The organism is Yoonia sp. SDW83-1 (genome assembly GCF_046762885.1).
Taxonomy (GTDB): Bacteria; Pseudomonadota; Alphaproteobacteria; order Rhodobacterales; family Rhodobacteraceae; genus Yoonia.
Genome location: NZ_JBKQXO010000002.1, coordinates 316739 through 328984 on the forward strand (window position 1 = coordinate 316739; position 12246 = coordinate 328984).

10 protein-coding genes, 1 tRNA gene and 1 pseudogene are annotated in these 12246 nt (G+C 57.5%); 4 read left to right on the forward strand and 8 right to left on the reverse strand.

Annotated elements, in window-relative coordinates:
• Positions 1 to 65: 65 nt before the first annotated feature.
• The 6 genes from gltB to ACFWW4_RS03905 all read right to left on the reverse strand — a co-directional run bounded on the left by gltB (position 66) and on the right by ACFWW4_RS03905 (position 8749).
• Entirely contained in the window at positions 66 to 4598 is a 4533-nt protein-coding gene (gene gltB, locus ACFWW4_RS03880) for a glutamate synthase large subunit (RefSeq protein ID WP_411889657.1), read from the reverse strand.
• Between the two features lie 51 nt (positions 4599 to 4649).
• Complete coding sequence (locus ACFWW4_RS03885) at positions 4650 to 5204, reverse strand: hypothetical protein (protein ID WP_411889658.1); 555 nt, start codon at positions 5202 to 5204, stop codon at positions 4650 to 4652.
• Positions 5201 to 5875, reverse strand: coding sequence for a hypothetical protein (locus ACFWW4_RS03890; RefSeq protein WP_411889659.1), 675 nt, complete (start codon positions 5873 to 5875; stop codon positions 5201 to 5203). Before ACFWW4_RS03890 ends, ACFWW4_RS03885 begins: the two co-directional genes overlap by 4 nt.
• A complete protein-coding gene (locus tag ACFWW4_RS03895) occupies positions 5872 to 6543 on the reverse strand; it encodes a hypothetical protein (protein ID WP_411889660.1) in 672 nt (223 codons plus the stop codon). The genes ACFWW4_RS03890 and ACFWW4_RS03895 overlap by 4 nt, the downstream gene beginning before the upstream one ends.
• The gene (locus ACFWW4_RS03900; RefSeq protein WP_411889661.1) at positions 6540 to 7208 is read right to left on the reverse strand and encodes a hypothetical protein; all 669 of its coding nucleotides are present in this window, start codon (positions 7206 to 7208) and stop codon (positions 6540 to 6542) included. The genes ACFWW4_RS03895 and ACFWW4_RS03900 overlap by 4 nt, the downstream gene beginning before the upstream one ends.
• 113 nt (positions 7209 to 7321) lie before the next feature.
• Complete coding sequence (locus ACFWW4_RS03905) at positions 7322 to 8749, reverse strand: NAD(P)-dependent oxidoreductase (RefSeq protein ID WP_411889662.1); 1428 nt, start codon at positions 8747 to 8749, stop codon at positions 7322 to 7324.
• Between the two features lie 219 nt (positions 8750 to 8968).
• Here ACFWW4_RS03905 and ACFWW4_RS03910 point away from each other — a divergent pair, with 219 nt between their 5' ends.
• Positions 8969 to 9772 carry an undecaprenyl-diphosphate phosphatase gene (locus tag ACFWW4_RS03910; RefSeq protein ID WP_411889663.1) on the forward strand — a complete coding sequence of 268 codons (804 nt, stop codon included), beginning with the start codon at positions 8969 to 8971 and terminating at the stop codon, positions 9770 to 9772.
• Here ACFWW4_RS03910 and ACFWW4_RS03915 read toward each other — a convergent pair.
• Positions 9769 to 10749: a complex I NDUFA9 subunit family protein gene (locus ACFWW4_RS03915; RefSeq protein ID WP_411889664.1), complete on the reverse strand. Its 981-nt coding sequence runs from the start codon at positions 10747 to 10749 to the stop codon at positions 9769 to 9771. The two genes, ACFWW4_RS03910 and ACFWW4_RS03915, sit on opposite strands and share 4 nt — an antisense overlap.
• 155 nt (positions 10750 to 10904) lie before the next feature.
• Between ACFWW4_RS03915 and ACFWW4_RS03920 the strand changes: the two genes are divergently transcribed.
• The 3 genes and pseudogenes from ACFWW4_RS03920 to ACFWW4_RS03930 all read left to right on the forward strand — a co-directional run bounded on the left by ACFWW4_RS03920 (position 10905) and on the right by ACFWW4_RS03930 (position 11614).
• Positions 10905 to 10991, forward strand: a tRNA-Leu gene (locus tag ACFWW4_RS03920).
• A gap of 98 nt (positions 10992 to 11089) precedes the next feature.
• Positions 11090 to 11335 (forward strand): annotated as a pseudogene (locus ACFWW4_RS03925) (Arm DNA-binding domain-containing protein); the annotation flags it as partial.
• Positions 11336 to 11614 carry a phage integrase central domain-containing protein gene (locus ACFWW4_RS03930; RefSeq protein WP_411889708.1) on the forward strand — a complete coding sequence of 93 codons (279 nt, stop codon included), beginning with the start codon at positions 11336 to 11338 and terminating at the stop codon, positions 11612 to 11614.
• A 208-nt stretch (positions 11615 to 11822) separates the two neighbouring features.
• Here ACFWW4_RS03930 and ACFWW4_RS03935 read toward each other — a convergent pair whose 3' ends face one another.
• On the reverse strand, positions 11823 to 12206 hold the full coding sequence (locus ACFWW4_RS03935; protein WP_411889665.1) for a hypothetical protein: 384 nt from the start codon (positions 12204 to 12206) through the stop codon (positions 11823 to 11825).
• Between the last annotated feature and the right edge of the window lie 40 nt (positions 12207 to 12246).

Below are 12246 nucleotides of genomic sequence, written 5' to 3' on the forward strand. Positions count from 1 at the left end.
ACAAAGGCGCGGGTCAAGTCCGTATCGCCCGACCGGCAAAGGGCCGGGCGATTTTCGCTTTGCCGTTACTCCGCCGGAATGGCCGCTTCTTCGATGCTCAGCGGATGCGGCAGGTGGACCAGCATTTCCTTCGGGCAAATCTGAAGGAAATGACTCTTCTCGGCCTGCCAATGCTGCAGGATATCCGCGGCCTTGCGGCTGCCGGTCTCTTCCAGATGACGCTCAATCAGCTCTTTCAACTGATCATGCCAGTAATCCACCGTCACAGGATTGGTCACCAGTGTTTCCATGTTGATCAGCGGGGCCGATGTCCCGTCAGGATCATACAGATACGCCATCCCACCCGTCATCCCGGCCCCGAAATTGGCCCCGACTGACCCAAGGATCACAGCCACACCACCGGTCATGTATTCACAGCCGTTGGTGCCGCAGCCTTCAATCACGACCTTCGCGCCGGAATTCCGCACAGCGAACCGCTCACCAGCCCGGCCAGCGGCGAAAAGATAACCGTCCGTCGCACCATAAAGCACCGTGTTGCCAATAATCGTATTCTCAGACGCCATCAGCGGGCTGACCATTGGCGGACGCACGACAATCGTGCCCCCCGACAGGCCCTTGCCCACATAATCATTGGCATCACCCGACACTTCCAGCTTCAGCCCCGGGGCGGCAAACGCACCCAGCGATTGCCCGGCAGAGCCACGGAGCTTCACCGTCAGGTGGTCCGGCTGCAGATCATTCCGCATCCCGTGTTTCTGCACAATATGGCTCGATGTGCGCGTGCCAATGGTCCGCAGCGTGTTCTGCACCGCATAATCCAGTTGCATCTTCTCACCATCGTTCAGGAACCGTGCGGCATCCTTCACGATCTGCGCATCCAGCGTATCATCCACCGGGTTGCGTGGCCGGTCACGATCATAGGTGATCTTGTGCGCCCCATCGACGGTGATCAGCAGCGGGTTCAGGTCCAGATCATCCAGATGCGCCGACCCACGTGACACCTGCGTCAGCAGATCAGCACGGCCAATCACGTCGTCCAGCGACCGGGCACCAATGCTGGCCAGAATCTCGCGCACTTCGGTCGCATAGAAGGTGATCAGGTTCACCACCTTTTCGGCATTGCCGGTGAACTTTTCGCGCAAGGCCGGGTCCTGCGTACACACACCCACAGGGCAGGTGTTCGACTGGCACTGGCGCACCATGATGCAGCCCATGGCGATCAGCGCAGCGGTGCCGATCCCATATTCCTCGGCCCCCATCATCGCGGCCATCACGATGTCGCGGCCCGTGCGCAAACCACCATCCGTGCGCAGCGTTATGCGTTCACGCAGATTGTTCATCGCCAGAACCTGATGCGCCTCGGTCAGGCCCATTTCCCATGGCAGACCCGCATATTTGATCGACGTGGCAGGCGATGCACCAGTCCCGCCATTGTGACCGGAGATCAAAATAACATCTGCTTTCGCCTTCGCGACCCCCGCAGCGATCGTTCCAACACCTGAACTGCTGACCAGCTTGACAGTCACCTTGCAGCGCGGATTGATCTGTTTGAGGTCATAGATCAGCTGCGCCAGATCCTCGATCGAATAGATATCGTGATGTGGCGGTGGCGAAATCAACGTCACACCTTTGGTCGAGTGACGCAGACGGGCGATCAGATCGGTGACCTTCATCCCCGGCAACTGCCCACCCTCACCGGGCTTGGCCCCTTGGGCGACCTTGATCTCCAACTCCTCGCAGGCATTCAGATATTCCGCGGTGACACCAAAACGACCGGACGCAACTTGCTTGATCTTCGCAGACGGATTGTCACCATTCGGTTCCGGCACAAAATGCGCTGGGTCCTCGCCACCTTCGCCACTATCGGACTTTGCGCCAATCCGGTTCATCGCGACGTTCAGCGTCTTGTGCGCCTCTGGCGACAACGCACCCAGCGACATTCCCGGCGTCACGAACCGCTTGCGAATAGCGGTGATGGACTCGACTTCCTCAATCGGCACCGGCTTGCCCAGCGGCTTGATCGCCAGCAAATCACGCAGATGGATCGGCGGGTTCGACTGCATGGATTTCGAAAACTGCTGCCACAGCGCATAGGACGCATTGTTGCAGGCGGCCTGCAGCATATGCATGGTCTGTGCTTCCCAGGCGTGTTTCTCACCAGACCGACGGGCCTTGTAGAAACCGCCAATCGGCAACACATCCGTGCCACCTTTCCAGCCCCTTGCGTGGACCTCTTCCAGCTTGGACTGAATACCGCTGACACCGATCCCTGAAATCCGGGAATGCATGCCGGGGAAATATTCGGCAACCATGGCGCGCGACAGGCCCACAGCCTCAAAATTCAGACCACCGCGATAGGATGAAAGGACCGAAATCCCCATCTTCGACATGATCTTGAGAAGGCCCGCATCAATCGCCGCGCGATAGCGACGCATCGCGTCGGTCAAGTTGCCTTCGATCAGGCCGCGCCGCACACGATCCGCCACGGAATCCTGCGCGAGGTAAGCGTTCACGGTGGTCGCACCACAGCCGATCAGGACCGCGAAATAATGCGGGTCTATACATTCCGCCGATCGGACATTCATCGAACAGAAGGTCCGCAGACCCTTGGCCGTCAGCCACGAATGCACCGCACTCGTCGCCAAAATCATCGGCATCGGCACCTTATCTTCGGACTGATGCTCATCGGTCAGCAGCAGATGGCTGGCGCCAGAGCGCACCGCATCTTCGGCCTCGGCCCGGATACGATCCAAGCCCTTGCGCAGGGCACCGGGCCCCGCCTCGAAGGTACAATCAATAAACGCCGCACCATCGCCAAACTGGCGCACCATCTCGTCATATTCGGCATTGCCGATAAAAGGGCTTTGCAGCACCAGAATCTCGGTTTGCGACGAATCCTCGTCCAGCACGTTCTTGAGGTTGCCGAACCGCGTCTTCAGCGACATCACCCGGCTTTCACGAAGTGAGTCAATTGGCGGGTTCGTCACCTGGCTGAAATTCTGACGGAAGAAATGCGACAGCGGGCGATAGGTCTTTGACAGCACCGCCGACGGTGTGTCATCGCCCATCGACGCAATCATTTCCTTGCCGTCCTCGGCCATCGGGGCCAGCACCTGTTCCAGCTCTTCGATGCTGTAACCGGCGGCCACCTGCCGCTTGCGCAATGCCTCACCTTCGAACAGCGGCACTTCCGGAATATCAATCAGGGCGTCATTGAGGTTTACAACCTTACCAACCCATTCACCAAAGGGCTGGGCAGCGGCTAACTGATCCTTGATTTCGGTGTCGTGGAACAGCTTGCCCTCCTGCATATCCACGGCAATCATCTGACCGGGGCCAAGGGCACCCTTTTCAACAACCGTCGCCTCGTCCACCGGCACCATGCCAACCTCAGACCCGGCGACCAGCAACCCGTCACCGGTCACGACATAACGCAATGGACGCAGCCCGTTCCGGTCCAACCCGCCGCAAACCCAACGGCCATCGGTCATCGCCAAGGCGGCCGGACCATCCCAAGGTTCCATCACCGCGTTGCAGTAGGAGTACATGTCCTGCCAAGCCTGCGGCATCTCTACGGCTTGTTGCGACCACGCCTCGGGAACCATCATGGTCTTGGCCATGGGCGCATTGCGGCCTGCACGCACCAGCACCTCGAACACGGAATCAAGGGCGCTGGAATCGGACGCGCCTGACGGGATGATCGGTTTGATATCCTCGGCCTTTTCGCCAAACGTAGAGGACGCCATGCGAATCTCATGGCTTTTCATCCAGTTGACGTTGCCTTTCAGCGTGTTGATCTCACCATTATGGGCCAACATGCGGAACGGCTGGGCCAGCGACCATTGCGGGAATGTGTTGGTCGAATAGCGCTGGTGATAGATCGCAAAGGCGCTCTCGAACCGGGCATCCATCAGGTCGGGATAGAACTCGGCCACCTGCTCGGCCAGCATCATGCCCTTGTAGATGACGGAGCGGCAGGACAGCGAACAGATATACATACCCGCAATCTGCGCGGCGGCCGCGGCCTTTTCGATCCGTCGGCGGATGATGTACAGCTCGCGCTCGAACTGCTCGTCATCAATATCCTTTTCACAGCGGATCAGGATCTGCTCAATCTCGGGGCGGGTGGCGTTGGCCTTTTCGCCCAACACTTCGGTATTCACCGGCACATGACGCCAGCCATAAATGTAATGGCCCATGCGCAGCACTTCGGTCTCGACAATCGTGCGGCAGCTTTCCTGCGCGCCAAAATCGGTACGCGGCAGAAACACCTGACCAACGGCGATCAGCCGTTCGTCATTTGGCTCATGCCCGGTGCGGCGGACCTGATCGTAAAAGAACGGGACCGGGATCTGGACATGGATACCCGCGCCATCGCCGGTCTTGCCATCGGCATCGACAGCACCCCGATGCCACACGGCCTTGAGTGCGTTGATCCCCTTTTCCACCACATCGCGTGACGGCGACCCATCAATCGCCACGACCAGACCAACCCCACAGGATGCATGTTCATCCGCATCGCGATACAGGCTGTTCTTAGCCATCCACTCGCGCTTTGCCTCTTCGGCAGCGACCCAGGTCTCATCATATGCGGTCATGTCATTTCCTTTCGGGGCGGGGCCGCCACGTGGGCGGGCTTGTTGGTTGTTCTAGTAGTCTTCGTAGGGCTTCAGCGGCACCTGAAACGCGGCATTGCCGGCAATCTTCATGCTGTCCGGGCCGCGGCCTTCATATCGATTGAGCACGCCGGAATAGGTCAGCGTCATCGCCACCATGTCATCGACACAGCGAAGCGATGTCACCTTGATGGTCGTGGCCTCATAGCCTTCATAGGCGGCAATCGTGTCCTCATCCTCTGACAGGCTGTCAAAGAAAATGGCAGGATCGACGACCTCCCATTCACCGCCCGCATCGCGGAATAGCTCGGCAAAAACATTCACACTATAGCTGCCATCAAGGCCGTAATAGTGATCCAGCGACAGGGCGTCCTGCTTGGAACACTCCGACAGGTCAGCGCCTTCTACCACAAACACATCCGTGCCCAGCCATTCGCCCTCCGGATCGCGCGTGGTCAGGCCGACATGCGTGCCACTATGCGAATAGGTCACGATGTTGCCGGTCGAAACACGGGTTTCCACCGACCAATCCTGCGCCACAGCCAGGGACGGGACGAGCAACGCCAAAAGGACAACCCAGTACCTCATGATATCGCCAGCCCACAGCCATGCTTGGGTCGCGTGCTCAGGAACCCCGACTCATCGGGAAACATGAATTCAACCGGGGAGCCATTGCGTTCGACCCGACCATTCGGCGTGGTGACAACACTCGTGCCCGGAAAGAACCGGCGCCAGTCGCGGTTGATGAACTCATTACCCTTGATGTGCCAGATCTCATCACCCGTCGCAGTATAGGCCGTGATCTCATAAGCGGTCTCATCCAAGGTCACCCCGTCGATGACCACCTGACGGCCAGTCAGGCGATCCTGGCCAACATAACGGGTCGGGCCGGTCTGGTCGGACAAGGTCTGAAAATCATACTCATCCACCTGATTGGCGAGCAGATCCGAAAAGGATGCAGGCTCCATCGGCTGCGACTCCAGCCGTTCCGACGTCCCGGCAAGCGGGTGAAACAGCTCAATCCATTGGGCTTCGCTGTCAATCCGGGCCACATGGGTGACCCCCTGCTCATCAAGAACGACGGCGCGCTGATGGCCCTCGGGATCGGCCTCGCAGGTGAAATAATGGGTCACCTTGCAGTTGGCGGCCTGCATGGTCACGTAAGCCTCGCAACCCGCAGGCAGGTTAAAGCGAAACGGGGTCTCTTGCGCGGCAACAGGGCCGGCAAGACAAAGAAACAGGGCGACAGCACGGATCATGAAATCGCCACCCCGCACCCATGTTTCGGACGCGAACTCAGAAAACCAGGCTCACTGGGATAAATAAACTCGACCGGGCGATCATCCTTTTCAAACGTCTCACCGCCAATGGTCGTGGTCCCTGTGCCTGACAGGAACATACGCCAGTTGCGGCTGATGAATTCATTGCCCTGCGACTGCCAGATCACATTGCCCGCCGGATCATAGGCGGTGATGTCATAGGTGGTTTCGTCCAGCGTCACACCATCAATGGTCACCTGACGGCCGGTCAGCGTGTCCTGCCCGACATAGCGGGTGGTGCCGATCTGGTCAGACAAGGTGCGAAAATCATAATCATCGATACCATTCTCGATCAGATCAGACAGGGACGCAGGTTCGACCGGATTCGATTCCAACCGCTCTGAATGACCCGTCAGAATATGAAAGCTTTCGATCCACTGTGTTTCGCTGTCGATCTGGCCTGCATAGGTCAGACCGCGTTCGTCGATGCTCACACGGCGCTGCATGCCCTCGGGATCAGCCGCGCAGGTGAAATGGTGATCCACCCGGCAACTGGCACCCTGCACCGTCAGATAAGCATCGCAACCTTGTGGTAGCTGAAATGTCGCGGGTCCATCCTGCGCAGCGGCAGGGGCAGCCAGACAGATTAAAGCAATGGCAAATCTCACGGACGATACCCCGCCTCGTTCACGTTGCATTCGTATTTGGGTTGGGAGGAAAAGAACCCTGATTCACCGGGATAGATGAACTCCAGCGGTGACATATCAATGACATCGTCAGGGGTGGCGGCGTCCCACGCCTCACCAAAGAAAAACAGGCGATGTTCTTCGCTGACGAACTGGCGACCGGCACCCGCCTCGATCTCATTGCCGTCGCCATCCAGGGTGCGGCCCTGAAATTCGGTATTGAGCAGCGTCTCGCCATCAATCACCGTTGTCTCGCCTGTCAACATGTCAAAGCCGACATTGCGCTCGGTGCCCTCTTCGGTCTCGATGACAAAATCCCAAGTGTCGACCTGCGTTGCGAACAGCTCCGTCAGGGATGCAGGATCATCGGCAGGCAGCTGCAACCGCTCTTCCCCGTCGATCTTGTAGCTTTCGATCCACTGGAACTCGTCATCAACCTTCTGGATGCTGAACACGCCACCCTGACCGATCAGGGCGATCCACTGGTCACCGGGGTCGTCAGCCTCACACGTCCAGACATTGATCAGCACACAGCCCTTTTGCTGAACGGTCAGCTTGGCAGTGCAGCCTTCCGGTGCGGCAAAGCTTTGCTGGGCAACCACCGGGGTTGCCATCACGGCCAATGCAGAGAAAACCAACGACTTCATCATTTCTTTACCTTCCAGGTCAGTATCGGTGACCTATCAACATCTCGGGGTCCGACATTTTGCCCGACACAAGTCCGACGCATGTCCGACGTGATGCCGACAGGCTATTTCGACTATTCTGCGGCCACCGTAGCCGCCTGTCCCAGATACTCCAAGATGGCTGTTGCCGCATCCCGTCCGTCCCGGATTGCCCAGACAACCAGCGATGCACCGCGCACGATATCGCCAGCGGCATAGACACCTTCAAGACTGGTGGCACCGGTGCCAAAATCGGCCTTCACAGTGCCCCAGCGGGTCACTTCCAGCCCGTCGACACCCCACAGCTTTGGCAGTTCCTCGGGCTCAAATCCCAGCGCCTTGATTACCAGATCAGCCATCTCGACATAATCGGATCCTTCAATCAGCTCGGGCATCTGACGGCCTGTCGCATCGGGCGCGCCCAGGCGCATCTTCTGCACTTTCACGCCGGTCACCGGATCACCTTCAAACCCATTTGGCGCAGACAGCCAGACGAACTCGACGCCCTCTTCCTCGGCATTCTGCACCTCGCGCTGGGATCCGGGCATGTTGGCCCGGTCACGGCGATACAGGCATTTGACGCTTTCAGCACCCTGTCGGACGGCCGTGCGGACACAATCCATGGCCGTATCACCGCCACCGATCACGACAACGCGCTTGTCCTTCGCATCCAGCTCACCATTGTCGAACTCCGGCACATCATCGCCAAAGCTCTTGCGATTGCTTGCCGTCAGATAGTCGATCGCACTGACAATCCCATCAGCGTTGGAATCCGGCAGATCCCTTGTTTTGTAGACGCCCGTGGCGATCAGTATGGCATCGTGCTTGCCCCGGATCGCATCAAACGACAGGTCTTCACCCACGTCACAATTCAACACGAACTGCACGCCTCCATCCTCAAGCTGCGCCATGCGCTGCATGACGATATCCTTCTCCAGCTTGAAACCGGGGATACCATAGGTCAGCAAACCACCACCGCGATCATAGCGGTCATAGACGGTGACCTGCACACCCTGACGGCGCAACATATCAGCAGCGGCCAGACCACCGGGACCGGCGCCGATGATCCCCACACTTTCGGGCCGTTCCGCATGCGGACGGATGGGTTTGACCCAGCCTTCCTCGAACGCGGTATCGGTTATGTACTTTTCAACCGACCCAATGGTCACTGTACCATGGCCGGACTGTTCGATCACACAATTGCCCTCGCACAGGCGATCCTGCGGGCAGATGCGGCCACAGATTTCAGGGAAGGTGTTGGTCGCTTGGCTGATCTCATAGGCTTCCTCCAAACGGCCCTCAGCCGTCAGGCGCAACCAGTCAGGGATATTGTTGTGCAGCGGACAATGGGTCTGGCAATAGGGGACACCGCACTGGCTGCAGCGCGCCGCCTGTTCGGCTGCCTTTTCGCGGGCGTACTCTGCGTAAATCTCACCAAAATCCTGTTTGCGTAAATTCGGTGGACGTTTTTCCGGCATGTCACGCGCGACCGTGGTAAACTTGAGCATCTTCTGGCCAGCCATGCGCCGTCCTCCCAAACTAGAAAGCGAAATGCCTTTTAAAATGCCGAAATCGAAATGAAAAGGCAGTATTACTGACCTATATAGCAGAAATTTAGTCGCGCCACAGGTGAGTCTGCGAAAAAACTGCGCAAAATAGGTCCGTAAACTGACCTATATATCCTCTTTCCCCAATATCTTAACGCTTTAGGTTAGCCGGACCGAATCAATTGGGCACTTGGAATGACGACATTTAACCTGCTTCTGATCGCCCTGATCCAAGGCGTGACAGAATTCCTGCCCATCTCATCCTCCGGTCACCTGATCCTTCTGCCCTCTCTCACTGGTCTTGATGATCAGGGACAGATCATCGACGTTGCTGCCCATGTCGGCACTCTGATCGCCGTTATTCTCTACTTCTGGCGCGATGTCAGATCGGCCCTTTTCGGGACCCTCCGCCTGCTGCAAGGCAAGATCGACACACAGGGCGCATTCCTCGCGCTCTGCCTCCTGATTGCAACAATCCCCGTCATTCTCTTCGGCCTTTTCCTCAAGCTCACCGGCCTGTCAGAGGCGATGCGCGGCATTGCAGTGATCGGCTGGGCGATGATCATATTCGGGATCGTCCTCTATTGGGCCGATCAAAAGGGACCAATGACCAAAACCGCCGAAAAATGGACCCTCAAAGACGCATTCCAGATGGGGCTGTGGCAGGCCATCGCCCTGATCCCCGGCACCTCCCGGTCCGGTATGACGATCACCGCCGGGCGCATGCTGGGCTATACGCGTACCGACGCGGCACGGCTGTCGATGCTGATGTCGATCCCCACGATCATCGCCTCCGCCGCGATCCTGAGCCTCGATGTAGTGAGCAGCGGCGACACATCCGCCTGGCGGGACATCTTCATCGTCGTCAGCATGTCATTCGCCGCAGCACTGCTCGCACTCAGTCTGATGATGCGCCTTCTACGCAGCGTCAGCTATACGCCCTACGTGGTCTACCGGCTGGCGCTCGGCAGCATTCTTCTGTGGATCGCCTATACTTAGGCTTTGAGGTTCTTGGCAGAATCCTTGATCGCATCGAACTGACCGGACGGACGGAAGCGCCACAGATAATCCGGCAAAATCGCCTCCATCGCCGTCGGCTTGATCCCCAGCGCATCAAAACCACGGGCATCATCGGCAACCACATTATCCACCGCCAGGTTCAACACCTGATCCTTCGTGATCGGCGGCTTGATAATCCCCAGCGACAAAACCCGGACGATGCCAAAACCAAAGGCCATGACACGCGCAGCCCAGAAGGGAATGTTCAAAATCAGACGGCGCCGATGCACGATCTGCAGCATCATCTGCATCAATTCGCGGAAGCTGTGCACATCCGGGCCGCCCAATTCGTAAACGCCCGGCGCGGCCTGACCCAAAACCCCTTTGACAGCCGCCGCCGCAACATCATCGACATAAACCGGCTGAAACCGGGTATCAGCGCCGACAACCGGCAAAATGGGGCCAAAGCGGCTCATGCTAGCAAAACGGTTGAAAAACTGATCTTCCGGGCCGAAAACAATCGAGGGTCGCAGGATCACGGCATCCGGCAGATGTGCCTTCACGCCATCCTCACCCGCCGCCTTGGTCTTGGCGTATTGGCTGGCTGCCGCTGCATCCGCGCCAATGGCCGAGATATGCACCATCCGGCCCACGCCGAGCGATGCCGCAATCCGAGCAATCCGCTCGGCGCCTTCGGCCTGAACTGCAGCAAACGTGTTCTTGCCGCGCTCATCCAAGACACCAACACAGTTCACAACCGCATCCGCGCCCTCGGTCACCGCAGCAACACTCGCATCATCGCGGATATTGCAGAAAACAGGTTCGACCTGACCAACCACACCGTAAGGACGAACAAACATCGCCTCATTGGTACTGCGCACCGCCACACGGACGCGCCAGCCTTCCTTGGCCATACGGCGTGCGACATACCGCCCGACAAAACCGGATCCGCCGAAGATGGTGACAAGCTTGGACATGGGCAGGCCTCATTGCAGGTTCGAACCGGGTTTACCCGGCCACCATTGGCCAGACAAGGCGCAATCCGAAACCACCTGCGCACACCGTACGTTTTTGAGGACGAAACCCGTTGACAGAGGCTCAAACCCCCCTTACATCCCGCGCCACGTGACCTGCCCAGGTGGCGGAATTGGTAGACGCGCCAGCTTCAGGTGCTGGTGTCTGTATGGACGTGGAGGTTCGAGTCCTCTCCTGGGCACCATTTATCCCGAACATAGATGAATATGATAACCTGAAAACGTTGATTTTTAGACGATCTTTCGTATCGTTTTGACCATAGCTGAACATACGATACCCCCAATGGCACTTTCGGACGTTAAGATCAGGAAGGCAGAGATTCGGGATAAATCGTATAAGCTGTCGGATGGCGGTGGTTTGTTCGTGCTGGTGAAGCCAAACGGATCAAAGCTGTGGCAAAAGAAGTAACGTCACTTTGGAAAAGAGCGTTTGCTTTCCCATGGGCGGTATCCTAATGTGACTTTGGCCCAAGCCCGCAGGAAGCGTGATGAGGCGCAGGTGCAGGTAGCAAATGGCGGCGATCCCGCGATGCAAAAGCGTCTCGATCAGATTGAAGCTGAAACACAATCGCTAACCACCTTTCACCTAGTAGCTGAAGAATATCTCCAGATGGCGCACGACCGAGAACTCGCTCACACAACGATGCGCAAGAAAATCTGGCACGTCGAAACCTTAGCTGCACCACTTCACAACCGCCCGATAAATGAAATTACCTCCGCTGAAATCTTACACTTGCTTAGGAAAGTTGAAGAAAGTGGCAGGCGTGAGACTGCTAAGAAGTTACGTGGTACTCTACCCGACCCTTAGCGGAGATCGAACATTCAGCAGCAATCTTCAACGACCACCCCTAACGGTGATCGAGCATTTCTTAATTGGGTCCTGGTGGTAGGCCGTTTTAAATGCTAACGAGATCGTGACCCGGGTGAGGCGCAGTAGAGGTAGAGTATGGCGAATAGCGGAAATGCGTAGGAAGCTGACTTTGCAAAGTTTCAAGATCAGCTCGCAGGCGACCAGTCTACTTCAGTCCACCAAAGCGGCTGACTAAACCCGCAAGTTTTCCGACGAACTCGGTCAGCTTTTCGACGTTTGCCGCAGCTATCTTGAAGCGTTCCGCTTCCTCTTTGGCTGCCTTGGCTTCCTCTTTTAGTTTCTTGACAATATCGGAGGTCTCGATCGCCCGATCGATGCGGGTTAGGGCATCCAAGCGGTGAGTCTCCGCCTGATCAAAGGTGCTTTCAATGTTTCTCGTCAGAATTTGGTAGGCGGAGTCCGAATTGTCGCTGTGTTCAACCAATCGTCGCGCACGGACGTTCAACAAGCGGGCGTCGAAAATCGCGTTCATGGTATTTATCCAACCCGGAAGGTTCTGCTTTGCGATCGTTGTTGCGGGCGTGTTCATTTACAGATCCTCCGACGCAGTCTGTACGACCTGAACTAGG

Excerpts from the sequence above, each read along its gene's own strand:
- ACFWW4_RS03885 (WP_411889658.1), bottom strand. The coding sequence starts at position 5,204 with ATGAGGTACTGGGTTGTCCTTTTGGCGTTGCTCGTCCCGTCCCTGGCT.
- ACFWW4_RS03935 (WP_411889665.1), bottom strand. The coding sequence starts at position 12,206 with ATGAACACGCCCGCAACAACGATCGCAAAGCAGAACCTTCCGGGTTGG.
- ACFWW4_RS03900 (WP_411889661.1), bottom strand. The coding sequence starts at position 7,208 with ATGAAGTCGTTGGTTTTCTCTGCATTGGCCGTGATGGCAACCCCGGTG.
- ACFWW4_RS03910 (WP_411889663.1), top strand. The coding sequence starts at position 8,969 with ATGACGACATTTAACCTGCTTCTGATCGCCCTGATCCAAGGCGTGACA.
- ACFWW4_RS03915 (WP_411889664.1), bottom strand. The coding sequence starts at position 10,749 with ATGTCCAAGCTTGTCACCATCTTCGGCGGATCCGGTTTTGTCGGGCGG.
- ACFWW4_RS03890 (WP_411889659.1), bottom strand. The coding sequence starts at position 5,875 with ATGATCCGTGCTGTCGCCCTGTTTCTTTGTCTTGCCGGCCCTGTTGCC.
- ACFWW4_RS03905 (WP_411889662.1), bottom strand. The coding sequence starts at position 8,749 with ATGGCTGGCCAGAAGATGCTCAAGTTTACCACGGTCGCGCGTGACATG.
- ACFWW4_RS03930 (WP_411889708.1), top strand. The coding sequence starts at position 11,336 with ATGCAAAAGCGTCTCGATCAGATTGAAGCTGAAACACAATCGCTAACC.
- gltB (WP_411889657.1), bottom strand. The coding sequence starts at position 4,598 with ATGACCGCATATGATGAGACCTGGGTCGCTGCCGAAGAGGCAAAGCGC.